20 protein-coding genes are annotated in these 26,376 nt (G+C 41.5%); 10 read left to right on the top strand and 10 right to left on the bottom strand.

Going from position 1 to position 26,376, the window contains the following annotated elements; translation table 11 throughout:
- Nucleotides 1–1,212, bottom strand: a complete 1,212-nt coding sequence (locus GFB48_RS04130) for an MFS transporter (RefSeq protein ID WP_163931534.1) — start codon at nucleotides 1,210–1,212, stop codon at nucleotides 1–3.
- Nucleotides 1,213–1,668 (bottom strand): EVE domain-containing protein, encoded by a 456-nt coding sequence (locus tag GFB48_RS04135; RefSeq protein WP_163931536.1) that lies wholly within the window; start codon nucleotides 1,666–1,668, stop codon nucleotides 1,213–1,215.
- A 189-nt stretch (nucleotides 1,669–1,857) separates the two neighbouring features.
- Here GFB48_RS04135 and GFB48_RS04140 point away from each other — a divergent pair, with 189 nt between their 5' ends.
- The 3 genes from GFB48_RS04140 (at nucleotide 1,858) to GFB48_RS04150 (ending at nucleotide 4,395) form a co-directional block, all read left to right on the top strand.
- Nucleotides 1,858–2,520: an OmpA family protein gene (locus tag GFB48_RS04140; protein ID WP_205597679.1), complete on the top strand. Its 663-nt coding sequence runs from the start codon at nucleotides 1,858–1,860 to the stop codon at nucleotides 2,518–2,520.
- Nucleotides 2,521–2,719: 199 nt separating this feature from the next.
- Nucleotides 2,720–3,472 carry an electron transfer flavoprotein subunit beta/FixA family protein gene (locus GFB48_RS04145; protein ID WP_163931542.1) on the top strand — a complete coding sequence of 251 codons (753 nt, stop codon included), beginning with the start codon at nucleotides 2,720–2,722 and terminating at the stop codon, nucleotides 3,470–3,472.
- On the top strand, nucleotides 3,469–4,395 hold the full coding sequence (locus tag GFB48_RS04150; protein ID WP_163931544.1) for an electron transfer flavoprotein subunit alpha/FixB family protein: 927 nt from the start codon (nucleotides 3,469–3,471) through the stop codon (nucleotides 4,393–4,395). Before GFB48_RS04145 ends, GFB48_RS04150 begins: the two co-directional genes overlap by 4 nt.
- A 56-nt stretch (nucleotides 4,396–4,451) precedes the next feature.
- On the opposite strand, the gene GFB48_RS04155 is transcribed toward GFB48_RS04150, so the two are convergent.
- Entirely contained in the window at nucleotides 4,452–5,810 is a 1,359-nt protein-coding gene (locus GFB48_RS04155) for a DUF4397 domain-containing protein (RefSeq protein WP_163931547.1), read from the bottom strand.
- 157 nt (nucleotides 5,811–5,967) lie between these two features.
- Here GFB48_RS04155 and GFB48_RS04160 point away from each other — a divergent pair, with 157 nt between their 5' ends.
- Nucleotides 5,968–7,638, top strand: a complete 1,671-nt coding sequence (locus GFB48_RS04160) for an RluA family pseudouridine synthase (protein WP_163931550.1) — start codon at nucleotides 5,968–5,970, stop codon at nucleotides 7,636–7,638.
- Here the strand turns inward: GFB48_RS04160 and GFB48_RS04165 are convergent.
- From GFB48_RS04165 to GFB48_RS04185, 5 genes are all read right to left on the bottom strand, one after another.
- Nucleotides 7,635–9,137 carry an NAD(P)H-hydrate dehydratase gene (locus tag GFB48_RS04165; RefSeq protein WP_163931553.1) on the bottom strand — a complete coding sequence of 501 codons (1,503 nt, stop codon included), beginning with the start codon at nucleotides 9,135–9,137 and terminating at the stop codon, nucleotides 7,635–7,637. The two genes, GFB48_RS04160 and GFB48_RS04165, sit on opposite strands and share 4 nt — an antisense overlap.
- A 43-nt stretch (nucleotides 9,138–9,180) precedes the next feature.
- Nucleotides 9,181–10,029, bottom strand: a complete 849-nt coding sequence (locus GFB48_RS04170; protein ID WP_163931556.1) for an alpha/beta hydrolase — start codon at nucleotides 10,027–10,029, stop codon at nucleotides 9,181–9,183.
- 113 nt (nucleotides 10,030–10,142) lie between these two features.
- Nucleotides 10,143–10,553 carry a lactoylglutathione lyase gene (gloA, locus tag GFB48_RS04175; RefSeq protein ID WP_163931559.1) on the bottom strand — a complete coding sequence of 137 codons (411 nt, stop codon included), beginning with the start codon at nucleotides 10,551–10,553 and terminating at the stop codon, nucleotides 10,143–10,145.
- Between the two features lie 10 nt (nucleotides 10,554–10,563).
- Nucleotides 10,564–14,265, bottom strand: a complete 3,702-nt coding sequence (locus GFB48_RS04180; protein ID WP_163931562.1) for a translocation/assembly module TamB domain-containing protein — start codon at nucleotides 14,263–14,265, stop codon at nucleotides 10,564–10,566.
- A complete protein-coding gene (locus GFB48_RS04185) occupies nucleotides 14,265–16,088 on the bottom strand; it encodes an autotransporter assembly complex family protein (RefSeq protein WP_163931565.1) in 1,824 nt (607 codons plus the stop codon). Before GFB48_RS04185 ends, GFB48_RS04180 begins: the two co-directional genes overlap by 1 nt.
- An 87-nt stretch (nucleotides 16,089–16,175) precedes the next feature.
- Between GFB48_RS04185 and GFB48_RS04190 the strand changes: the two genes are divergently transcribed.
- The 6 genes from GFB48_RS04190 to GFB48_RS04215 all read left to right on the top strand — a co-directional run bounded on the left by GFB48_RS04190 (nucleotide 16,176) and on the right by GFB48_RS04215 (nucleotide 25,052).
- Nucleotides 16,176–16,784, top strand: a complete 609-nt coding sequence (locus GFB48_RS04190; protein WP_163931568.1) for an NAD(P)H-dependent oxidoreductase — start codon at nucleotides 16,176–16,178, stop codon at nucleotides 16,782–16,784.
- Nucleotides 16,777–18,693, top strand: coding sequence for a monovalent cation:proton antiporter-2 (CPA2) family protein (locus tag GFB48_RS04195; RefSeq protein WP_163931571.1), 1,917 nt, complete (start codon nucleotides 16,777–16,779; stop codon nucleotides 18,691–18,693). Before GFB48_RS04190 ends, GFB48_RS04195 begins: the two co-directional genes overlap by 8 nt.
- Nucleotides 18,694–18,801: 108 nt before the next feature.
- Nucleotides 18,802–19,218 carry a CBS domain-containing protein gene (locus tag GFB48_RS04200; protein WP_163931574.1) on the top strand — a complete coding sequence of 139 codons (417 nt, stop codon included), beginning with the start codon at nucleotides 18,802–18,804 and terminating at the stop codon, nucleotides 19,216–19,218.
- Nucleotides 19,219–19,390: 172 nt separating this feature from the next.
- The gene (hrpA, locus tag GFB48_RS04205) at nucleotides 19,391–23,257 is read left to right on the top strand and encodes an ATP-dependent RNA helicase HrpA (protein ID WP_163931577.1); all 3,867 of its coding nucleotides are present in this window, start codon (nucleotides 19,391–19,393) and stop codon (nucleotides 23,255–23,257) included.
- Nucleotides 23,257–23,898 (top strand): pyridoxamine 5'-phosphate oxidase, encoded by a 642-nt coding sequence (pdxH, locus tag GFB48_RS04210; protein ID WP_163931580.1) that lies wholly within the window; start codon nucleotides 23,257–23,259, stop codon nucleotides 23,896–23,898. The genes hrpA and pdxH overlap by 1 nt, the downstream gene beginning before the upstream one ends.
- Nucleotides 23,899–23,990: 92 nt before the next feature.
- Nucleotides 23,991–25,052, top strand: coding sequence for a patatin-like phospholipase family protein (locus GFB48_RS04215; protein ID WP_163931583.1), 1,062 nt, complete (start codon nucleotides 23,991–23,993; stop codon nucleotides 25,050–25,052).
- 212 nt (nucleotides 25,053–25,264) lie between these two features.
- Here the strand turns inward: GFB48_RS04215 and GFB48_RS04220 are convergent, their stop codons facing one another.
- Together GFB48_RS04220 and GFB48_RS04225 are read right to left on the bottom strand one after the other, a co-directional pair.
- The gene (locus tag GFB48_RS04220; protein WP_163931586.1) at nucleotides 25,265–25,753 is read right to left on the bottom strand and encodes a mechanosensitive ion channel family protein; all 489 of its coding nucleotides are present in this window, start codon (nucleotides 25,751–25,753) and stop codon (nucleotides 25,265–25,267) included.
- Nucleotides 25,750–26,238, bottom strand: coding sequence for a DUF1003 domain-containing protein (locus GFB48_RS04225; protein ID WP_163931589.1), 489 nt, complete (start codon nucleotides 26,236–26,238; stop codon nucleotides 25,750–25,752). The genes GFB48_RS04220 and GFB48_RS04225 overlap by 4 nt, the downstream gene beginning before the upstream one ends.
- Nucleotides 26,239–26,376: the final 138 nt, after the last annotated feature.

The following is a 26,376-nucleotide window of genomic DNA, read 5'->3' on the forward strand; positions in this document are numbered from 1 at the left end:
TCAAAATTGTAAACTCGTATCCATATGCAGCTTGATACGACGACGCCAATATAACCAAAGCGACAAAATTGCAGCATTAATAAAAGCTAAAATCCACAAAAATTGGCTTAGGTCGAGGGCTAAAACTGACAATATAGCAATGGCAAAGATGCCGCTTAACAGCATCAAAACTGCATTAAACCAGTTTACCTGGGCAATAATAAATAGTCGCCTTTGCTTAGGGTTATAGGTTTGGATTAATGTCATCAGTTTAATTACAAAGATCCCGGCAAAGCCACTACAAAAAGCCAATGCAGTCAAAGTTAAAACTGCATTAGAGTTTGATTGTACAGCAACGGCTAGGGCAAATAAGGACAATATCTTGCCGGCAATACTGTAATTGAGTAATTGATGATGCTCGGGAATTAGATGACAGACCAATGCCGCCACAATAATGCCAAATGTAAAAATAATTAAGATTAAACTGACATCGCTTGGCCCTTGGCCGAATAACCAATGACTTAATAATGGCAGTTGGGTTAAAAGTGAAGCTCCAATGAACCAAAACCAGCTGGAACCTAGAATAAGCCACAGATTAATCGGCTTTATTTGCTGTGAGTGAGTCGTTTGTTGCAATTCTACTAAAGGCGCTGAGGGGGTTAATTGACGCGCATAAGTTAACCCAATTAATGCCGTCAGCACACAACAAAGGCCAACAATGACGCTAAAGAAAGCAAAATCCACTAATAAAGCCGCAGTTAAAGACCCAAGCAAAATTGCAATAAAAGTCGCCATTTCAACGTTAGCATTGGCTTGTAACAGTTTTTGTTCTGTGACTAGTTCTGGTAACCAAGCAAATTTTATCGGGCCAAATAAGGTTGATTGAACGCCCATAAAAAACAACAACAATAAGAGAACTTCTAATTGTTGGAATATCAAAAAAAATAAAGCAAGCGACATTATCCAAACCTCTAGCACTTTACAGATAACGATCACCCTATCTGGGGCCATTGGGGCTGCCCAGCGAGCCGCCCAATGGGAGAACAATAAGAAAGGTAATATAAAACTTATCGCTGCAATATTAAGGTAAAGTGCTGCTGTTTGGGGGGATGAAGTTAACTCCAAGGCAATGAGTAGCAACAGCGCATTTTTAAACAAATTGTCATTAAATGCACCTAAAAACATGACGTTAAAGTAGTGCTTAAAGTTTGCTGTTGTTACCGATTGGTTCATTTAATTACCTGTTAAGATTTGCCAATGTTGAGCACTAATTGGCATAATTGATAGTCTGCTGCCTTTTTTGACCAAAGGCATATCATTTAGTCTTGGGTCGGCTTTAATACTTGACAGTGGGATAATTTGTGTAAATTTTTTAACCAATTTAAAGTCTACCAATTGCCATCGAGGATTATCTTTAGTGCTTTTAGCATCATAATATTTACTATTTGGATCAAATTGACTTGGATCAGCATAGGCTTGGCTTACCACTTCAACGATACCAACGATTGCGGGCACTTTACAGCTAGAGTGATAGAAAAAAGCTTGATCACCAATTTGCATTTGGTCTCGCATCATATTTCTAGCTTGATAATTTCTCACCCCATCCCAAGCTTCTGTTTGATTTGGGCGGTTGCTAAGGTCATCGATGCTAAATGCATCAGGTTCAGATTTAATTAACCAATAATTCATGTTTTAACTCATTTGTTGATTTTATGTTTTATTTTAGCCAAAAAAAAGAATCGTTTTATGCGCAGTTCCTTTCAATCATTGAAAAATTTTAACTAATTAAAATAAAGGATTAAACTTCAACTTTCATTAAGGTAGGTCGTATTATTAATGAAATATTACCTTAATCTGTTTGTTGTAAGTGAAGTAAATATGAAAAAAAATAAAATTATCCTGTCAGCCCTTATTGGAACCAGTTTATTGGTTTCTGGTTGTTCTACCATCAACCCTTATACCGGTGAAGAGCAGCAATCTAAAGCTACCACCGGCAGCATTATTGGTGGCGTTGCTGGCGCGGTTATCGGGGTCGCATCATCAAGTAAGAAAGATCGTACTAAAGGGGCGCTTATTGGTGCAATCGCGGGTGCCGGTATTGGTGGTGGTATCGGTTATCAAATGGATGTGCAAGAAGCAAAATTACGTCAGGAATTAAAAGGAACGGGTGTCAGTGTTAGCCGTGTGGGTGAACAAATTATTTTAAATATGCCTAACAGTTTAACCTTTGCTGTTAATGGTAAAGAGTTGAATAGTTTTGCTTATAAAACCTTAGATAGTGTTGTTAAAGTTGCTACTGAATTCAAACAAACCAAGTTAAATATCATAGGTCATACAGATTCAACCGGGTCAAAGTCTTATAACCAAAGCCTATCTGAAGTTAGGGCGTACAAAGTTATGCAATATTTAGGACGTTCTTTACCAGGCAACCGTTTACATGCTGTTGGTATGGGCCCTCAGCAACCCCTTGCTTCTAATGATACAAAAGCAGGTCGAGCTCAAAACCGTCGCGTAGAGATCATCTTAAGTCCACTTTCATAAAGTCATTTTCTCATCGACTCATTTATGTCCCATTGGTTCGTCCAATGGGATTATTTATTTTATTCCCCCACCTAATAGACAATCGTCAATGCTCTCAATTTGTTTTTAATGTTTAGTAAGTAATAAGCTAATAAACTTCTATTTTAGCTTTGAATTCAGACCTATTTATTGGCTTGATAGCTTGAGAAGAGAGAGAACAATGAAAGTCTTAGTGCCTATTAAACGAGTCATTGATTATAACGTGAGTGTCAGGATCAAACCTGACCATAGTGATGTCGATTTAACAAACCTTAAAATGGCTATCAATCCATTTTGCGAGATAGCAGTAGAAGAAGCCGTGCGCTTAAAAGAGCAAGCTAAAGCCACCGAAATTATTGTCGTGTCTATCGGTAACAAAGCCTGCCAAGAACAATTGCGTGCCGCCCTAGCATTAGGTGCAGATCGGGCAATACATATTGAATCCGATTATCAACTCGAACCTTTGCATGTTGCAAAGCTACTAAAAACGGTGGTCGAGCAAGAGTCCCCTGGACTGGTGATTTTAGGTAAACAGGCCATCGATAATGATAATAATCAAACAGGCCAAATGTTAGCGGCTTTATTAGGTTATGGCCAAGGTACGTTTGCTTCTAAAGTCGATATTGTCGATGATGTGGTTCATGTTACCCGTGAAGTTGACGGTGGCTTGCAAACATTAGCGTTACCGCTGCCTGCAATTATTACCACTGACCTACGGTTAAACGAGCCGCGCTACGCTTCGTTACCAAACATTATGAAAGCCAAGCGTAAACCTATGGAAGTGGTGACTGCTGAAAGCTTTGGCGTTGACCTTGCACCTAGAGTCAAATTATTAAAGGTAACCCCACCAGCGAAAAGACAAGCGGGTATTATGGTTGAAAATGTTGCCCAATTAGTTGAAAAATTAAAAACGGAAGCAAAGGTGATCGCATGAGTGTTTTAGTTTATGCCGAACATGATAATCAACAATTAAAAGATGAAACATTGAAGCTTGTCGCCGCTGCCGTGCAGCTAGATGAGCAAGTACACGTTTTAGTTGCTGGTAGTGATTGTGAAGTTGTGGCGGCGAGTGCTGCCAAAATCAGTGGCGTTTCCAAAGTATTGCTGGCTGATGATATCAATTATAAACATCAACTTGCTGAAAATGTGTCTACATTAGTGCTAGAACTGGCCAGCGACTATCAGTATATCTTGGCAGCGGCCCTAACTACTGGTAAAAACTTTTTGCCTAGGGTGGCGGCTTTGTTGGATGTTTCAATGATTGCCGACATATCGGCAATTGAATCTACTGATACCTTTGTTCGTCCAATCTATGCAGGTAATGCATTTGCAACGGTTCAATCCATTGATCCCATCAAAGTATTAACGGTTCGAACTACTGCATTTGACAAAGCTGAACTCGGCAATAATGCACCCGTAGAAGCCATACAGATGAGTTGTGACGCTGGCTTATCGAGTCATATTGAAGATCAATTTACAAAGTCAGAACGTCCAGAGCTAGGTGCCGCTAAGATCATTATATCTGGTGGTCGTGGTATGCAAAATGGTGAAAATTTTGCCCTGCTTGAGGGCATAGCCGATAAACTTGGCGCCGCTATCGGTGCTTCTCGTGCGGCTGTTGATGCTGGTTTTGTCGCTAATGATATGCAGGTTGGGCAAACGGGAAAAATTGTCGCTCCCGATCTGTATATTGCGGTAGGAATTTCTGGTGCAATTCAACACCTAGCAGGTATGAAGGATTCTAAGGTCATTGTCGCGATTAATAAAGATCCTGATGCGCCCATATTCCAAATTGCTGATTATGGACTTGAAGCGGATCTTTTTAGTGCTTTACCTGAACTCGAAGCGGCCTTATAGCGGCATTGAAATAAAATAAGCGAGCGCCATTGGGCTCGCTTTATTTGTATCTAGACTTAATTGTTAAAATCATCGAAGGTAATGACATCAAATGTGTTAGCCACTGCGCCATCTACTGCGGCAATACTATAACGCATGTTGGCTTGCAGAGTAATCATTAAGGGGCCAATTGCGGCGGTTTTAGTGCCCGTTGGCGTCACGGTCACATAGTATTCGCCGGCATTAACTTCAATAAAACCAGATTGAGCTCTAAAAGGAACATCGGCTAGAGCAGGGCTTGCTTCACTGATATCCATAGATGGAGTGAGGTAAATATCTGCATTTCCTGCACTATAAGAGGCATGGATAATATTTAAAATCGCTGCCGTTGCGCGGGTTCGACCTTTATCGCTTACCAATACAGCAGCAATGTCGTTATTTGTAAAGCTACCCGTTGCCAGCACGGTATATGACATGCCATTTTCGACTTTAAGTGGCACGTCATCCAGTGCCAGAATTGAGTTATCAGAGGTTGCGGCGACATCCAAAGTGTATTCGCCAGCCGCTAACTCTGCGTATGCTGAGACAGCTTTAAAAGGGACATTATTGAAGGCTTTGATACTATTATTGACAATAATATCCACCTCAGGTGCGTCGGCCACGGCGTGTACAGCTCTCACGCCGGCCATCGCCATCTTATCAAATAGCTTCAGTGAAGTTCCGGCAACATGCGCATTCAGCACAACCGGGGAATCGCCACGATAGATATTTGGCACTGCCGCCAAGAAGTAGTCAAAATCAGCTGTCAGTTCAACCTCGGTGTCAAACAGTACGGTTTTATCTCCGGTTGCCGTGATGCGAATTTGATATGTGCCTGCCGTTAACTCCATTTGGCCTGTTGCATCTAAATAACCGGCGGTCACCGTTGGGGTCAGTACCGCAATGTCATCTCCTGGAGCAGAAACGTAAATATCAACAGTTGGAGCCCCTTCAGTGGCATGCAGAACTTGAACCCGGGCATAACCGCTGGCAATGTCTGTGATTGGGTTTTCAATAACTTTAAGGTTGAGAGTATCATTATTCACTGAGCCAACCGCGGCGACAATATAATGAGTGTCATCCTCAAGGGTCATATTTGTTGATAATACATTCGCCGTCGACATGTCTGCTAGCCTAGCATCAACGCCAATGTTATAGCTGCGTGCAGCAACATTAAGATTTCCTGATGTCATGGCAAAATCAAGGGCTTCGACTAAATTACCACCATCGGCGGTGATATTAACAGCTGGTGCGTCAGCACCGAGATGGATAACTTGAAGATTTGTAAAAGTGGTAGGGGGTGAAGTAGGGCTTGCGATATCGTCATTATCACTATGGTTGCAAGCTGCGATAGCGACTATCATAGTTGCAACTAGAATGGCCTGCTGAATGTTCATACTGACTCCTAAATCTATTTCGTCGTCAGCTTTGATACTGCCCATAGTGGCTAATAGATCACTTTATATCCTCTCTATCAGCCATTGACGACAGAACCTTTGCCCCTTATCTTTGAATTCGTGCTATTCTTGTGCAAATTTTTTGTTTACTTGCAATATGACTGTTTTAAGCAATTACCTGTTCCCACTTGGTTACAATGCCAGCGATTTACCACAAAAATTTACTTATCCATTTTATTACCAGCCTCACCCTAGCAGCATTTTAGCCAGTGAACAGTTAATGCAACATTTGCTGATTGACCCAATCTTGAGTCAGGAATTTACCAGTGGCAGCCCCCAATCTATTGGCAAGATGTTTGGGGTGTTGGTGGTTCAAGATAGCCAACAGCGTTTATATTACCTTAGGGCATATTCTGGCAAGCTGGCAGGCTCCAATCATCTCGCTGGGTTTGTGCCGCCAGTGTTTGATATGTTGACTCAAGGCAGTTTTTTCATAGAAGGTCAGCAATACTTACAGCAGTTGTCTGCACAAATTTCACAGGCTACTTTATGCCCATCATACATTGCAGCAACAAAGGCTTATGCCCAAGCCGTGGAACAATACGAACAACATCTGCAACAAAAAAGAGAACAGATGATTGCCGCTAAAAAGATCAGAAAGCTTAAACGTCAACAGGTGCAACAACTAGGAGATCCAAAGCAAATAAAAGACGTTGGCATACAAATGAGTCGCGAGTCTGTGGAAGCTAAGAAAGCATTCCAGCTTTGGCAGCAGGCTCAACAACAACAAATCGCACAACAAGAAAAACAACTTAGCCAGTTCAGCAATCAAATTAATCAGTTAAAAACCCAAAGAAAAGCGTTTTCTAATCAACTTCAGCAGCGCTTGTTTGATAATTACAAATTTGTGGATGCCAACGGTAACTATGCCGCTATTGATACACTATTCAAAGACAGCTTAACCGGTAAACCACCTGCAGGTGCTGGGGAGTGCGCTGCCGTAAAGTTACTGCAGTTTGCTTATCTAAACCAACTTAAGCCAATTGCTTTGGCTGAGTTTTGGTGGGGACAGTCACCCAAGTCGGAAATACGTCGTCATAAACAATATTATCCTGCGTGTATTGGCAAGTGTAAGCCTATTTTGGGTCATATGCTGCAAGGGCTAGCCGTTGATGAAGATCCGCTATTAACGAATCCTGCAGAAAAAAAGGTTTTAGAATACATCTATGAAGATGACCACCTCGTGGTGGTGAATAAACCTGCGGGTTTGTTATCGGTACCTGGCAAGCATATTAAAGACTCGGTATTTAATCGAGTGTTGGCTAAGTTCCCAAATGCCGAGGGGGCGGTATTACTGCATCGCCTTGATATGGCGACTTCCGGTATCATGATTTTGGCATTAACAAAGTCAGCGCATTTACACTTGCAAAAGCAATTTTTAGATCGAACCATCAAGAAAAGTTATCTTGCGATAGTTGAAGGGCAGGTGCCAACCAAATCTGGAGAGGTAAATTTGCCTTTAAGGGGAGATCCTGATGACCGTCCTAGACAACTGGTCTGTTTTGACTATGGTAAACCGGCTCGAAGCCTTTACCGAGTGATCGAATATCAACAGCAAAATACCAAGCTATGGTTAGAGCCATATACTGGTAGAACCCATCAATTGCGTATGCATTGTGCTCATAAATTAGGTCTAAATACCCCCATTAAAGGGGATAGTCTGTATGGGCTTAAGTCTGACAGATTGTATTTGCATGCACATACATTAACCATTACCCATCCTGATTCAAAGCAAAGGATTACTTTTGAGGCAAAATGTGAATTTTAATTGGCATTTATGTTAATTAACTCTCTGATATAAGGCATGATTTCAGAGGCAAGTAAGCCAATTTGTCCTTGTTGGTTGGCTGCTTTATCAGCAGCCATAGAATGCAGACAGACACCAATTTGGGCTGCTAATTCTGGTGGGTATCCTTGGGCACTTAACGCTGCTATCACCCCTGTTAGTACATCCCCCATGCCCCCTGAAGCCATTCCAGGGTTGCCAGCATGACAGACAAAATGTTTAAAACCATCAAATATAACGGTGCCAGGTCCCTTTAGGATAACGGTGCAGCCGTATTTTTGCTGTATTCGTTTACAAGCAAGAAAGCGATTTTTATCAATTTCATCTAAGCTACAGTTTAATAAGCGGGCGGCTTCTCCAGGATGGGGGGTGATAATGACATTATGGCTAAAGCGAATGTTTTCTCGCTTGGCAATTAGGTTAAGTGCATCAGCATCTATGATTAATGTTTGCTCAGGTTTTATTGATGAAATGACTAAATCAAGACTCTGCTGAGCCCATTCATCTTGATCAAGTCCAGGGCCGATAACAATAGCATTGGCTTTGGTTAACAATTTATTTATTCGATGATTTGAGTCCGAATTGAACAGTAATGAGTGACACATTGATTCAATATTATTACTGGCGACGATGGCGACAGAATCCGGGTGCACACAACAGCTGACTAGCCCCGCACCACAAAAGCTGGCAGCCTTGGTTGCTAAACTAGCGGCTCCTGCATAAGACCGATTACCGCCAATAATTACTGCGCGACCATTACTGCCTTTATGGGCAGTTTCATCCCTTTGTTTTAATAACCCTAATACCTTGTCTGTGGCCAGATCTGCATCACTTGGGTAAAGCAGTTCAAATTGTAATCTTAAGTCCAAATCAGCAAGGATGATATCACCACAATAATCCCTGGCTTTGCCCGTAAATAACCCCTGTTTATAGACAATAAAGGTAATCGTATGTTTCGCTTTAACGCAAACAGCTTGGGGATAACCTGTATCTGGATTTAAGCCCGAAGGAACATCAACGGCAAGGGTAGGGGCGCGATGGTTATTCATTGCGGCGATTAATTGTTGAAAAGGGCTATCAGCACGTAACTCAAAGCCGGTCCCTATAAGTGCATCAATAATAAGGTCAGTTTGATGGGGTAATGTCGCCTGATAACTAAAGTGGGGAGGGGATAGCGCATCAAGATTACTTTTTGCTGTCGCAGCATCTGAACCTGACTTAGGCTCACCTGTATTCACAATAACAACGGTTTTACCGGCATTGACGGCAAGTCTGGCCAGTACATAGCCATCTCCGGCATTATTTCCTTTGCCGCAAACGATGGTTAAATGTTTAATCTCTGGATAAAGCTCAGTTATATTTTGCCATAACTGAGTACCAGCTTTTTCCATTAAAGCATAGCTTGGAATGTTTAGATCATTGATTAAACTTAATTCACCACGCCTAACGGTGTCGGCAAAGTAAAGTGCGTTGACAGACATAGTTTTATCCAAAAGTGATTCTAGTGATTAAGTATGGCCTATTTTAGGTTTTTAAAAAGCCATACTTAATTAAGAATTCCTGCAATTTCGGCATGATTAAATGGATTGAAGCTTCAGACAAATTATCCATATGATTGCGTTTATTTTGATGGTTTGTTTCGAGTAAGTGACCACGGTTTTCAAATATCTCTAGGTGACAACTATTTTTCAATAACAACATTTGATGACAAAAATCTTGGCTCTGGGCAAGTGGTGTAATTTCATCAACTTGACCCTGAAGTATCAAAGTTGGAGGCATATTGCTCCTTAAATAACTAAAAGGTGAATTGAGCATCTGTGCGCCAATGCTCGGTAAAAATTCCTTAAACCTCTGATCTTGAGTTATTTTTAACGCCGGAGAGAGTAAAACCATTAAATTTGGTCCACCATTATTGGCGCTATGATATTGTTTACCGCAACCTTTAGAGCCTGCTAAGCTAGCAAGTTGAGCGCTTGCATCAATGCCAAATAAGGCAACTTTTTCTTTACTAAAATTGAACTGATCACTGTGCTCTTTAAGCCAGCTTAAACCAAAACAAATATCCACAAAAGAATCAGCAGGACTGATCTTGTTATGATGGCTGGAAAGTCGATAATTCATAGTAACAACTAATAAACCACTCTCAGCCAAGTTTTGCGCTAAGGTTTTGATGTCTTTAGTAGAACCATTCTGCCAATCGCCTCCATGAAGCATTAATACGGCAGATTTGAGCGGATTTTGTTGTGGCTCAAAGATTGAAAAGGTCAACTTTGCATTTTGTTCAGTGTACATCAGCAAGGTTGATAAAGAGACTGCAGCACTTGTGGGGTGGACAACAAAATAAAAAATTAATAAAAGTAAATACTTTTTCACCTACAATCCTTGGTAACTATTTAAAGCAACTTTATATTAACAATTTGTAATTAAAAGGCTAGAAAAATTTAGATAGAAATCAAACAGATCCGAAGATCTGTCTGATGTAAACATCAACCTAAAGCTTGATCCGCATATTTCTTTTCAATGAGTTCGATCTTATAGCCATCGGGATCCTCAACAAAAGCGATCACGGTTTTACCACCAGCTACGGGACCAGCAGCACGAGTAACCTTGCCACCATTAGCTGCAATATCTTCACAAGCTTTATAGGCATCAGCAACGCTAATAGCCAGATGACCAAAACCTGTGCCTAATTCATATTCGCTTACCCCCCAGTTGTAGGTTAACTCAATAACTGCAGCACCGTCTTTTTCTTCACCGTAACCAACAAAAGCCAGTGTATATTGATATTCAGTGTTTTCACTTTTCCTGAGTAAATTCATGCCTAGCACTTGGGTATAAAAATCAATTGAACGTTGCAGATCACCTACGCGAATCATGGTGTGAAGTAATTGTGCCATGAAAAATCCTTTAATTATCAGAAGTATTAATATCGAAGTTGTAGTACATGTCTACTGAGCTTTCAATTGATTTTGAAATGACTTCGAGGTACCAGTTTTTAAGTAGAAAATATCGAGCGCTAAGCTGATTTTCACTCTTAAAAACGCCCATACCGTATTTAACCATAAGATTTTCACCTATGTAACCCGATACCGCAACTCTACCATCATCATTTGAATCTAATTCAACATTTGAAAAGCCGATACTTTCGACTAATTGTGAAGCGGTATTACCTATTCCTGACATAAGTGAACTTTGTTGACCAAAAGAAAGTGCCGCTCCTGCTAACATAGAGTTGTCAGATTTGTTGGCATTCAACCCTCGACCATTGACTATGTAGGATAATATTTCCGCTTGCTCCATGGCTGGATCACTGAAAAAGATGACATTTGGAGTTTGGGGAGTGCCACTTATCCTAACCCCAACAATAATATCGCTTTTGAGGATCTTTTTACTTGCTTCAATGTTAAGTGATGGTAGCTCTAAAGGGCCTGAGAACTGGATTTCCCCTCGGGGGATATTAAGGGTTTGGCCTAATATTTGATAATTACCTTTTGCGACTCGTATGTCACCAAACAGTAAAGGTACATTAGATTGCTCTTGCCTGTATGTCAGCTTACCTAACAGTTCTCCGTTTAAACCAAAACCTTCGATTTTGATGTCAGGACCTACATTTATATTGACGTCGGCAAATATTGGTATCATCAAATTAGCTTGGTCGACCTCAACATTATCGAGATAAATCACATCACCACTGACAGCAACGCCACCTTCAGGGAGACTGACTAGTTGAATAATGCCTGTATGGGCATCAATGGTACCTGTTGCTGAAATGCCATTTTCCACTATGTCAAATCTGAGCTTAGGATCAATTTTAAAAGCAGCTATTGGCGGGCTGGACACTTCTAGATTGTTGCCCTCTAGTTTTATGTAGCCATCAATCTTTTGATTAGGCCAGATAATCTCCCCAATAATATTGAGTTTGCCTTCCCCCATATTGGCGCTACCTTTTAAGCCTGCTGCTTCTTCAATGAAGTTAAGATCTAAATTGATATTAGCCATTTGACTTGGGTTATCGAGCAGTGTTAACTCTCCATTTCTAAGGGTGATATTACCGGTGATTACTGGGTTATTAAGCGGCCCGCTAAATTGACTACTGGCATTAAGTGTCCCTTTTAAACTCTGCAATTGACTGCTTAAGGCTAGCATTGGTTCAAGTTCAATATTTTCGGCATGGAAACTACCATTGATCTGCCTTTGTTGGTCATCCGAGACAGTGAATTTTGATGTAATTAATTGTTCCGCTTTTTTTATGGATAGCGCAGTGCTGATAACTTTGTGTCCATGGGCTACTAATTCTAATTGGTCAAAAGCTATCGATTTATCGATGACGGTGTTTTTAATGCTGCCATCAAGGATGGTTAATTTCAGGTCGGTTTCTGGGGATTGGCCTTTTAACCATTGTGCCTTTAAATGGCCATTAACGTTACCAGTGAGTTGATAAGGCTGATTAGGAAGGTTGTTGTTTAATTCCTCTATATCACCGTTAATACTGACAACCATGTTCCTCTGTTCAGCCCATTGCAGAGGTTGTTGTAAACACAATTGAATTTTTTCATGGTTCAGACAATTCTTATTGGCATAAAAATTATAATTTTTTAGATTAAATCGTGTCTCTAAGGGCGCTTGTAATTTGAAGGGCTTTTGGGCTGTGTTGATTGTCAGTTGATTAAACTGAGCATGGATCTCATCATTGTCATAACGTGTCTGGATGTTGGTGTCTAGGGTGATTTGCCCACTGGTAGTGATACTGGAATGTTGTTGATTTAAATTACCGCGGCTGATCAAACCAAATTGCTGTTGTGATACTTCAAATAAGCGGTAATCAACGGCATTTACATCCAGATAATAATCATTTTTATTTAGATCAAGTTTTGCAGTTAGAGATAGTTTGTTAATCAAAAGGTCGGGATAGCTGATGCCATTTAAATCACCGTTAACGGTGACTAGGGGTAAGGGTTGTTCACCTAATAAAGAGGCGCTAATTTGACCTTGTCCGGCACTAAGTGGCAGGCCTAAAGGTCTTAATGAATCCACATTTAACAATTGCGCATCAACCAGCAAGTCCCATTTATTGCGCTTTTCACCCACCACGCTTACAAGATTGCCACCGTAACTAAAATCAAATTGATTCACCTTGAACTGGGATAAATCATTATTAATATCGACACTGATTTGGCTTTGCCATGGCACTGAGCGATAGCTCGAATTTACAAACTGTGCATTGAATGTTAGAGCGCCAGGGCTGGCTAATTGACTGATGTCGGCTTGGCCATTGATAACCTCAGGCAACCATGGCGCGAACTCCTGTAAATTAGCCTCTTTAAAAAGAACAGCGATGACCGCGCTGTTGTCTTTTAAACTGTAATTGCCACTAAAATCAAGCTTGCCCTGATCCAGCGTTAATTGTGCTTGCGATAAGCTAAGCATGTCTTGATTGTGAGTGAGTATGCCACTGATTCTGATAGGCTTTGATTGTGTTTGGAACAAAACACTATCCCCGATAAACTGCACACTTTGGCTGTTCAGATCGCCATTTATTGATAAATCAATCTCACTGAAGGTAATATCTTGTGGTTGTGATAGCGTTAATTTAGGTAAGGTGACTTTAGCATTAAAGGGAAGATCTGCAGTGATTAAACTGAGCGCACCAGTGGCCTTAGCTGTGATTTTACCGACAGAGTCAACATCGACAAAAAGTGTTGAAAAGTCACCTTTATTACTTATATCGATACTTTCGAACCATTGGCCATAATTGGGGGAAGATAAAGAGAGTGTACCGACTAATGGATAGTCCCGATCAAATATCAAGCGCTGCTGTGCGGCTATTTCAATGCCATTCCAGTTAAAATTGAGTTTATGAGCATCCAGTTGATAGCCCTGCCAATGGGCCATCAAATCAACATTACTGAAAGTTAACTTGTTATCGAGAATTAAATCAAATTGTTCAATACGGGCTTGTTCAACATCAAGGGCAAATTCTAGTTCAACCCCATTAAGAGCTATCGTTTGTTGTAATTGTTGCTCAAGGTTTGCATTGATCGTCTTTGGTGTTGGCGTTTGGGCAATTTGTAAGCTAAAGAATTGGCTGTGTAAATGTTTGACGATTAGCCCATCAGGAGTGATGTTAATCCCCCCTTGTAGCCCTTTAATATGGTATTGGTCTTGATAAATAGTCAGCTGCGCTTGTGCCAGTTGAATATATTCAGCAGTCAAATTAAAACCAAAAAATGCGTCATTGGCATGATTTGCATCAATGCTAGATTGCTCAGAGTTGATGTCCGCTTGGTTTTGGTTATCTTCTAAAGTAAGCAGCAATTGCTGAGCTTGAATTGAATTAACACAAATTTTGAATCGGTACAGGCAACTTAGTTGTAGGTCTAAATCAATATTATCAATGATGATGGCCAGTTCTTCATCAGCATAATGAAACCTAGTTAATTTTAAATCTTGATTGAGGGTACCAGATTGATATTCAATTGCGATCCCCAAGGGTAAGGCGTTGATGGTCTTTAGTAGTATTTGATTACCGATATTGGTGTATATCAACAACGTGATTGCCACTAAGCTTGTGAACAGTAACAGTACAATTGCTTTGAGTAGTTTTATCATTATAGTTCGGAACCAATTACAAGATGGACGCGCCAAGGGCGTTGACTTCGTTCGCTTACCCCAACGACACCGACACCGAGATCTAATTTGATTGGGCCAATGGGGGAAATCCAGTGAATACCACTGCCAACGGAAACAATAGGATCAAACTCATGGCTGTTAAAAGCATTACCACCATCAACAAACCCCGCTACTCGCCATTCAGAATTTAAATAGTACTGGTATTCGGCACTTGCCACTAATTTATAACGGCCACCAATGATCTCCCGATAGACAGTGCCATCTGATGGGTCAATGCGGCCAATACTTGGTCCAAGTTCATTTCGCTCGAAGCCCCGAATGGAGTTATCGCCACCCGCATAAAATCGTAGCGAAGGGATCACTTGATTGACTTCTTGATCATTAACCAAATTAATTCCAGCTTCTCCTTTTAATACAACACGGTGCCTGCGATTAAAGGTGTTTATCCATTTGCCACTCACATCAAGTCTGATGAGCCTAGTTTTTGAGCCCCAAAAGGGATCCGCGTAATCAACACGGTAATGTTGTCGATAACCAGAGGCAGGATCGAGACTTGCATCGCCACGATATACCTTTGAAAAAGTTAATCCAGGATAAGCATAAAAAGGTGAATAATTGATATTGTCTTCTGTGTAATTCTCTTTTGCAGCCTCGATGTAATAGGAAAAAAGCCACTCATTATCTAATTGGTATTGCCTAGAACTGCCAATCTTGAATAGATCTGATTGACGGCGAGTGTTGCCATCAAATTCACCATTATCGTTAAGTGTCTGAATTAGGCCGTATTTATTATTTGTATAACTGGCATAAAAATTAAGTAGGTCATCATTGGCGTGTGTTAATGGAATAGTATAGATGCTCTGCACTTTAGGTCTTTGAGATAATTCTAAAGTCGTTTGTTGGCGGTGACCTTGCTCATTAATCGATGGTGTTCGCCAGGTCGTGGTAAAACGAGGACCGTCATCAGTTGAGGCACCGAGACCTAGCTCCAATGAATGATCGGGCTTGTCCTGCAGATCTACTTTAATGGGTATACGACCTTGGTTTTGTTCATCTATAAGTGGTAACACTTTAATAGAGCTGAAGTAATTGGTTTTGACTAATGCTTGATTGAGTTTTGAAACGGCACGACTCGAATAGGGACTATCAAACTTGAAGGGGACAAGATTATTTAACAGCTGCTCATCCAAGCTACTCCCAAAGAAGCTTACTCGACCAATACGGGCCCGTTTGCCACTGTCGTAATGAAGGAGTATTTGTGCTTGTTGGGTCAAGCGATTCACTCTTAGTTGTTGTTCAATGAATTTACCATTGAAATATCCCTTGGTTAACCCTAGTGACTGTATTTTAGATTTCAGCGTTTCATAGCTGCCATGGTTAAGCCCCATTCCTGGTTTGATGTTGACTTTATCGAGTAATTTATCAAAATCCGGATCAGACTCAGCTTCACCTTCAATTGATATTTTAACCCACTCAATGGTGGTTCGAGGGCCTGTGGATATGATGATATGAAGTTTCCATAACTCATTACTTTGGTCTAACTCGGTTTTAAATTCTCCTTGATAATAACCGAGAGATTGGAATGCTTCTGGCATTTTTTTTTCAACAGAGAATATGAAATTGTTTCTTTGGTTTACATTAGTGGGTAGAGCGCCTAAATGGGCTTTGATGTTATTGGCGAGAGTTTGATCTGCACCTGCTATCGTGAATTCTAAATTAGGTGCGGCAGTTTTGTTCTCGACTGTGAATCCAGCAAAGGCGTGAAGTAGCAACAAAACTGTCAAAGCAAGTCTAAATTTCATCACGGTCCAGAAAATTTATTTCGTAGATTTATAAATGAGTTAAGATAAATAGTAATCGATTATTTTCAAAAGTAACAGGAGTTGTCCTTGGCTAATCGTGTTTTATTGCTGTTTGCTCATCCAAACCAGAAACATTCACGTCTTAACGTTAAAATGTTTCAGCATGCACAGGCTGTACAAGGGATAACCTGTGTCGATCTATACGCGTTATACCCTGATCACCGCATCGATGTAGATGCCCAACAAACACTGTTACTTGAACATGACATCGTGTTGCTTCAATTTCCTTTTTACTGGTATTCCACTCCATCAATATTAAAAGAGTGGCAGGATCTGGTACTTGAATACGGTTTTGCCTATGGCCATGAGGGTAAAGCATTATTAGACAAAAAGTTTGTATGTGCTCTGACAGCTGGTGGTAAAGATTCTGCTTACATTGCTGATGGCATTAACCAACATCCGATAAGCGATTTTTTACTGCCATTAAAACAAACCAGTAAACTGTGCTCTATGGTTTGGCTGCCACACTTTCAAATTACAAATGCCCGTAGCTTTGATGCAAAACACAAAGTAGCAGAGGTGATTGCTCAATGGCAGCAATTCTTAGAATATTTAGTCAATACAGAAGATTTTAGCCCGCTTGATAACAGTACCCCGATTAATGGGCAGATCATTAAGGAGCATAATAATGACTGAGTTGTTTTTAAATGTGCTGTTGTATATGGTCGCGGCAGTTATTGCCGTTCCCCTAGCTAATAGACTTGGTCTTGGCTCAGTTTTAGGTTACCTAATTGCAGGCTTGGCCATTGGCCCTATGATTGAAATGTTTGGTAATGACACCACCTCTATTCAACATTTCGCTGAATTTGGTGTGGTGATGATGCTGTTCTTAGTGGGATTAGAACTTGAGCCGCAAAAGTTGTGGCAAATGCGTGGTCGTTTATTCGGACTGGGTGGATTACAGTTAGGTTTATCAGCCGCGGTGATTACAGGACTATGTGTAATTGTTGGTGTTGCCTGGCAAAGTGCAATAGCGGTTGGCTTATTACTGGCATTATCTTCCACCGCTATTGTCTTGCAATCTCTGGCGGAAAAAGGCCTGAATAAGGTGGAAGGTGGGCAAGGGGCCTTTAGTGTTTTGCTGTTCCAAGATATTGCTGTGATTCCCATGTTGGCGCTATTACCGTTGTTGGCCATCCCTGAATTAATGCAAGCGGGCAACAATCTTAAGGAGGCTGCCGAACACCATCAAAGTTTGTCGTTAGTCGCCCATTTACCTAGTTGGGGGCATGCACTGGTGGTGATTGCCGCGATTGGGGGGGTGATTGTGGCCGGTCATTATTTATCTAGGCCACTATTTCGATTCATTGCTAACTGGGGCAGCCGTGAGATCTTCACTGCTGCCAGTTTAATGTTAGTGATTGGTATTGCGGCGTTAATGAACCTAGTTGGGTTGTCGGCTGCACTGGGGACTTTTTTAGCTGGGGTTGTATTAGCGAACTCAGAATTTCGCCATGAACTTGAAGCTAACCTAGAGCCGTTTAAGGGCTTATTGCTTGGTTTATTCTTTATTACCGTTGGTGCAGGTATTGCCATTGATAGCCTGCTGGCTGACTTTGGCTTAATTATTGGGTTAACCCTTGGGTTGATGGCCATTAAGGGGCTGGTAATTTGGTTCCTAGCCCCCGTGTTTGCGATTAAGGGCAGCGATCGCTGGTTGATTTCACTGTGTTTGGCTCAAGCAGGTGAATTTGGTTTTGTGTTAATCAGTTATACCTTAACTAATTCAATTATTAGTCATGAGCTTGGGCAGACCTTATCTTTGGTAGTGGCCATGTCTATGTTATTGACGCCGCTATTGTTTATTTTCTACCAGAAAGTCATCGTGCCTAGGTATGTGGCCAAAGAAGAAGCGCGAGAGGCGGATACCATTACTGAAAAAGGCACAGTGATCATCGCCGGTGTCGGTCGTTTTGGACAGATTGTCAATCGGTTATTGGTGGCTAATGAGGTGCCCTGTGTCGCGATTGATTCTCAGGTGAGTTTAATCGAACGGATGCGTACAGTGGGGATTCGCAGTTACTATGGCGATGCCACCGATCCTAATCTTTTACATACCGCGGGTATCGACCAAGCCGCGGCGATTGTGATTGCCCTTGATGATCCCCATAAAACGGTCGAATTGACTCAATATGTCAAACGAACCCATCCTAAGGTTAAGGTGATTGCCCGAAGTTTTGATAGAGGTCACGGTTATCAATTAGAGCGCAGTGGCGCTGATACTATTATTTCCGAAACTTATTATTCAGCCTTGGAGGCTGGGAAACAAACTTTAGAACAAGTGGGATACCATCCTTACCATGCTTATACTCAAGCGTCTTTGTTTAAAGAAGTCGAAGCGGAGCATCACGATGAATTGTTTACATTATGGCTAGGGGATGGTGACGAACCACAATACGGTAATAATTATCGAGAACTGTTCGTACAACTTAATAAAACCCTTGAAAAACATATGGGTAAGGGCAGGCACCACAGTCAATCGGGTATGGATCGCAATTGGAACCCACCGCCGATCGGGTACGCAGATACGATTGATAAAGAATGAGTGAATTCGGTTAGATTTTATACCTTTGGTTTTTTCTACATATTTTAGGTAAAACTATCTTGGCCTAGCTACACTTAAAATGATTATCATTTAGGGGGAAATACGTTTATGGATTCAATTAAAGTAAGAGATCATATGAATCGTCATCCTTTATTGCTAAAGGCTGATACTCCTTTATCCGAAATTGTTGCAAAATTGGTCGAAGCTAAGCAAATGGGTGCTCCGGTAGTTAATCTCAATGGAGCACTTATTGGCTTTGTTTCAGAGCAGGATTGTTTAGCTAAAATGGTCAGTGCCACTTATCACTGTGAGGTGATTGCTAATGCCGAAGATATCATGCGTACTGATGTGTTAACGGTAGATATAGAAGATTCCATTTTGCAAGTAGCAAGTCTGATGCAAGAAGGCAAACCAAAGATTTACCCAGTACTTGAAAACGGCCAACTTGTTGGTGTCATCACTCGTAATCATGTGCTCAAAACCCTCTCTGAACATATCCATGAGTGTTACTCTAAAGCGGTGTAGTCATCGAACTACTTATCCTGCCGCCCATTTGGGCGGCTTTTTTGTGGCTAACGTCGGCTATGGTGCTGGTTTTTTACTCGAATAGTCGGTATCCATAGGCACTTTATATTCAACAGGAGTGAGCAGTGGTATTATTAGTACTAAGTTTTAGGTTTTACATTGGGTTAGGGCATTGAAGCCATTTTCTAAAGGATCACTTGCTGCATGTACTTTAAGTGATGCCAGCGCCATTCGTCGCCGCTTTTCTGGTTTAAAGAAGATTAAAGACGAAACCAAAGCACAAAAGATTTATCAGCAACTGCAGAAACTGCAGCAAAGCTCAAGCATTAAGGTGGCTAATAAGGCTGGCCGTAGTTTGAGCATTGATTATCCCGCGGCGCTGCCCGTAAGCCAAAAGAAGCAAGCTATCCTCGAAGCCATTAGGGATAACCAAGTGACCATTGTGGCGGGTGAAACCGGCTCAGGTAAAACCACCCAGCTGCCTAAAATTTGTTTAGAGCTTGGCCTTGGGGTTAGGGGCTTTATTGGTCATACTCAGCCAAGACGACTGGCTGCCCGCTCGGTGGCAGACCGTATTGCTAAGGAGCTTAACACCCCGTTAGGCGATTTAGTTGGTTATAAGGTGCGTTTTAACGATCAGCTTTCTGATAAGTCATCGGTCAAATTGATGACCGATGGTATTTTGTTGGCTGAATTAGCCTCAGACAAAATGCTGTGGCAATACGACACCATCATTATTGATGAGGCCCATGAGCGTTCGTTAAACATTGATTTTATCTTAGGTTACCTAAAACAACTCTTACCTAAGCGCCCTGATCTCAAGGTGATCATTACTTCTGCCACCATTGATGTAAATCGTTTCTCAAAACACTTTAATGACGCACCAGTGATTGAAGTGTCTGGCCGTACTTTTCCGGTTGAAACCCGCTATCGCCCGCTTATCCAAGAGGACGGTCCCGACTTAGACATGATTGATGGCATTTGTGAAGCGGTAAAAGAGCTTTACTCAGAGCCCATGGGTGACATCTTAGTGTTCCTAAGCGGTGAGCGTGAAATTAGGGATGTGGCTGATGCGCTGTCTAAGCTGAAACTGCGCGATACTGAAGTGTTGCCCCTTTATGCAAGGTTATCTTATTCTGAGCAGTCGCGGATTTTTGCCAGTCATACCGGCAGACGCATTGTACTGTCGACCAATGTGGCAGAAACCTCGTTAACTGTGCCAGGCATTCGCTATGTGGTTGATCCAGGTTTAGCCCGTATCAGCCGTTACAGTTACCGCACCAAAGTACAACGCCTACCAATTGAGCCGATTTCACAGGCCAGTGCTAACCAAAGACAAGGCCGTTGTGGTCGTGTCGCTGAAGGTATCTGTATTCGTTTATACAGCGAAGATGATTTTGAATCGCGCCCAGAATTTACCGATCCTGAAATTCTGCGTACCAACCTCGCATCTGTGATTTTGCAGATGTTGTCTATTGGCTTAGGTGCCATTGAAGACTTCCCATTTGTGCAAAGCCCAGATAACCGCCACATTCGAGACGGTATGTTGTTACTGGAAGAGTTACAGGCGATTGAACTTCACAACCGTCTTCCCAAAATGACTAAACTAGGACGTAGTTTAAGCCGTTTACCGATAGACCCTCGCTTAGCCCGAATGGTGTTGCAATCCCAAGCCCATGGGGTAGTAAAAGAAGTGATGATCATTGCCGCGGGTTTATCGATTCAAGATCCCCGCGAGCGTCCTGCAGATAAACAAGCACAAGCGGATCAGGCCCATGCCAGATTTAAAGATAAATCTTCCGACTTTTTAAGCTTTGTCAATCTGTGGAATTATATTGAAGAGTTGCGGGAAGTGTCATCGAACCATGTGCGTAAAACCTGTAAATCTGAATATCTGGCGTTCCTGCGTATTCGCGAGTGGCAAGATTTATATAACCAATTAAAAGGGGCTGCTGAAGAGGTAGGCATCGAAGTCACCTCAAACAGTGAAGATGCCGACAGTATTCACAAGTCGATTGCAGCGGGTATGCTGAGCCATATTGGTTTTAAGGACAAAGATAACCAATATCTAGGGGCTCGCAACCGTAAGTTCTTTGTCTTCCCAGGGTCTTCTTTAGCCAAAAAAGGCCCTAAGTGGTTGATGGCAGCGGAGCTGGTGGAAACCTCTCGATTATTTGGCCGCATGTGTGGTCAGATTAAGCCTGAATGGTTAGAACCATTAGCCAGCCACTTGGTGAAACGCAATTATGCCGAACCCTACTTTGATAAAAAGTCGGCGCAGGTGATGGCCTTTGAAACTCAAACCCTTTACGGTTTGGCGATTGTTAACCGTCGTCGGGTGGGCTATGCCCAAGTTGATCCTAAAACCTCACGTGAGATATTTATTAGACAAGGATTAGTCGAGGGTCACTGGCGCAATAACGAAAGTTTTTACCAGGCTAACCGTCAGCTATTAACCGAAGTAGAAAACCTTGAGCATAAGAGCCGTCGCCGCGATATTGTTGCCGATGAAGATGCTTTGTTTGCTTTCTATGATGAGCGATTGCCTGCCAATATTTATAGCGGTGCAAACTTACAAAGCTGGTGGAAAAAGCATAAGAAAACTGAGCCAAAACTGCTGCACATTAGCCGCGAAGAGCTAATGAAGCACGATGCGGCCAACGTTACCGAGCACAATTACCCCAATCATTTTGTGCAAGAGGGCTTGGCGCTGCCATTATCCTATCAATTTGAACCTGGGCATGACGATGACGGCGTGTCTTTAATGATCCCATTGGGTTTATTAAACCAAATTACCGATTCAGGTACGGATTGGCTGGTACCAGGCTTACTTGAAGACAAGTTGATTGCACTGATTAAATCTCTGCCTAAAACTTTGCGTCGTAACTTTGTACCGGCGCCAAACTATGCCCAATATGCGCTGGATAATATGGAGTTTGGTGAAGGTAAATTACTGGAATCCCTGTGTAAGCAGTTATTGCGCAAAAGTGGCGTAAGAATTACCCCAGATGATTTTGATATCAGCCAACTGCCTGCTCACCTTAATATGAACTTTAAGGTTATGGGGGATAAAAATAAGTTGCTGGCCCAATCTAGGCAGATTGAACCCTTAAAAGAGCAACTTAAAGATAAAGTCGCTGCTGCTATGACCAATCTGGCAGAGGATGATATTGAGCAGCAAAACTTAACTGAGTGGACTTTTGGTACGCTAAAAAGCGAATACGAACGTAAGCAGGGTGGTTTTAATTTGAAAGCTTTCCCAGCCCTTGCGCCTCAAAAGGATAGTGTTGAAATTAAGTTGTTTGATGATGCTAAGCTAGCGGCACAAAGCCATCAGGCAGGTTTACGTAAGTTATTGTTATTAAATATTCCATCACCAATTAAGCACCTGCAGCAAAACTTGCCAAATAAGGCGAAATTGGCCTTGTATTTTAACCCATTTGGTAAAGTACAACTGCTGATTGACGATATTATTGATGCGGCGATAGATCAATTACTGGCCGAACACGGCAAAGATGTGCGAGATCCGCAGGCGTTTGAATCTATGAAAGATATTGTACGCAGTGACTTAAACGATTACGCTGAAAAAATTGCCCTTAACGTTGAGCAGGTGCTGACCATCAGTAATCAGGTGAAAAAGAAACTCAAAGGGAAAATCTCTTTCGAGTTGGCGTTTGCGATGTCAGACATCGGCGGTCACCATGATGCCTTGGTTTATCCTGGCTTTGTCAGTAAAACCGGTGCCGAGCGCTTACCTGATTTAATCCGTTATATGAATGCCATGATTAAGCGATTAGAAAAACTGGCGGTTGATCCTAACCGCGACCGTCTGCATATGCTAAAGATACAGGCGGTTGAAAAAGACTACCAAGCATTAAAAAATAAGCTAGGTAATAAAGCGGAGCAGGATTTAAATGAAATTGTATGGATGCTGGAAGAATTAAAAGTATCGAGCTTTGCGCAAACCCTAGGGACTAAGTACCCCATTTCAGATAAGCGTATCAAGCAAGCGATGAATGACATTAAGGCGAAATATTAATGAGCGATATTAAAGACTTACGCAGAGAGTACAAACAAGGTGGTTTGCGCTCGAAAGACTTACCAGAAAACCCTCTTAAACTGTTCGAACTCTGGTTAGAGCAAGCACAAAATGCGGGTTTGATGGACCCAACCGCAATGGTGGTGGCCACTGTTGACGAACGCGGCATGCCATTTCAACGTACGGTACTTCTGAAAAAGTTTGATGAACAAGGCTTTGTGTTCTTTACCAATACCGGTTCACGCAAGGCGAGCCATATTAAACAGAATAATAAGGTAAGTTTATTGTTTCCATGGACAGATTTAGACCGCCAAGTGGCGATTTGTGGTATCGCTAAACCATTACCCACAGCCGATGTCATGCGTTACTTTGCTTCGCGCCCGAAAGATAGCCAAATTGGTGCTTGGGTATCTGAGCAGTCGTCACGCATTAGTGCCCGTGGAGTACTTGAAGCCAAGTTTTTAGAAATGAAAAACAAATTCTCAAAGGGTGAAGTACCATTACCCACATTTTGGGGCGGTTATGTGATTGAACCTGAAAGCATAGAATTCTGGCAAGGGGGCGATCGCCGTTTACATGACCGATTTATTTTCGACAAAGATGATAATGGTCATTGGCAAAACGAACGTTTAGCGCCATAACTAAGCAAAATTAACCCGTTCGTTCATAAATATGGATATTTTACTCACGGGCTTTTTAGGATCACATAATAATACTAGGTTAAGGATTTTTGATGTTAAACATTTATGCAGGCGAGGGAGCCCTTAAACAAATACAACAGCAGGGCATACAGCAACAAATGTTTCGTCACTTTTTGGGTGCCAGTGGCGGCCCTAAGTGGTTTACCTTATTTGGCTTAGATAAATATCTATTCGGTGAGTTTTTTAAAGACAGAACCGAAACCTTAAACCTAATTGGCTCAAGCGCCGGTGCGTTCCGTTCCGCCTGCTTTGCTCAAAATGATCCTGTGCTAGCCATTTCTACTTTGGCTGAACACTACCATAAAACCGTTTATGAAGGCCGACCAAGCCCTGCTGAAATTACCCAAAGCGCAGTCGATATGCTGGAGCCTATGTTTGGTGAAACCGGCGTTAGGCAAATTTTAGATAATAAAATCTTTAAAGCGCACTTTATCGTGGCCAAGTGCAATGGCTTTGTGGCGAGTGAAAACCGCCTAGTTCAGGGGTTAGGTATTGCTAAAAGTTTATTATTAAACAAACATGCACGCTCAAACTTAAACAATCAATATCAGCGCTTTATTTTCAGCGCCCCGGGTAGTGATCTAACCATCAGCGATCACGCCAATATTCATACTCAAAAGGTAACGCTAACCCACGACAACTTGAGACAAGCACTAGTGGCTTCGGGCTCGATACCTTTGGTAATGAGCGGCATTGAAAATATTTTAGGCGCGCCAACGGGCATGTACCGTGATGGTGGCATTATTGATTACCACTTTGATTTTGAAATTGAACAACCGGGTTTAACCCTATACCCACACTTTAGTGAAACCATTAAACCAGGCTGGTTTGATAAAAACTCCAACCGCAGCTTCTTACCAGAAAACTATCACAATACCGTAGTGGTTTGCCCTTCGGAAGAATTTGTGGCTTCTTTGCCGTATCAGAAAATTCCTGATCGTAAAGACTTTGAAACCATGACCCCAGAGCAGCGTATTCCTTATTGGTCACTGGTACTGAAAGAAACCGAACGGTTAGCGGCAAGCTTTGATGAATTAGTACAGAAACAACAGCTCGATAGAGTCAAACCAATACAGAGTATTGCCGTGGTTTAATTAGCTGTGCTTTAGTATCATTCAAGTAAGTAAAATGCTGAGGTTGATAGTGGCACAATGACTTGCCTTATATCCGCGCTAGATTGGTTTGGAACTGGCTTAATAGTGTTAAATGGGCTGCTGTTTTATGGGTACAGCAGACCTTTTACGAAATAGCATGAGCTTGTGGTTTATAGTTTGCTGCTTCACGACTTTCAGCGTGAAGCAGCACTTTAGTCAAGTTTTTTAGTTGGGTTTTTAATCACACCTTTTTGTAGGATTAAAATATTGGGATAGGTTATCACTTCTTCGCCTCTTTTTATGAGGACATGGAATAAGGTAATTTCTTCAATAACACCCGAAATATCATCATCTTTATCAAGCACTTTAATTTTATCCCCCACACGGTAAGGAAAACCAAAGAAAATAATTAAACTGGCGGTTATGTTGCTAAGAATGGACCACTGTGCAAATAGGGCCACGCCAATCACCGCGAAAACAGATGATAAGAATATCGAAATTTGTGAATATTCCACTCCTGAAATGTTTGCCATCAAAATTAGAAAAAAAGCCAGAATGGCAAATGTTATCGTCTTTGAGATATATTTAATCCGATACGGGCTTACGCCTTTACCTTGTCCATACTTATTAATTGCGATACGAGAAAATCGCACGCAAAAATACATTATTACTAAAGTTAAGATAACTAAGGACATCTTCATTGTTTATTGAGCTCTTTTTTTAGTTCATCAAATTTGTCATGTAACCTCATTAACTCAAGCTCTAACTTTAAATTTACTTCAAAGGTTGCTTTTTGTTCTAATCTGTCTTTGGCAACTTGACGGTTTTGCGACATCATTATGATAGGAGCCTGAAATGCCGCCAGACTGGAAAGGCCTAAATTTAGTAAAATAAATGGGTAGGGATCAAATGCCGCGTCGCCAATTAACCATAGGGTATTGACCACCATCCAACATACAATGAAGGTAAAAAATATCCCTATGAATGCCCATGAACCACCAAATGCAGCTATTTTGTCTGCCACTAATTGACCAAATGTGAGTGTTTCATGGAAGCTTTCATTGATATTTTTAGTTAGCGTTTTGTTTTCAGCAATACTGTCAATTACGTTCTTTTCGCCACTACTGAGACTGCCATAGGGTTGACCTAGCAAGGCTTTGGCTAAATTTTCAAAATACTTTTTCATTTTTAAAACCTTAAGAATTATCTAGGATTAACTTTTAACATAAAAAGCACCGCATTATGATCTTTAGTTTACTTTTGATCAATAATTTAGCAGCACTTTGCAAAAGGACATCACCTCAAGTGATACCTTGTAAGTTTA

Source organism: Paraferrimonas sp. SM1919 (genome assembly GCF_010993985.1).
Taxonomy (GTDB): domain Bacteria; phylum Pseudomonadota; class Gammaproteobacteria; order Enterobacterales; family Shewanellaceae; genus SM1919.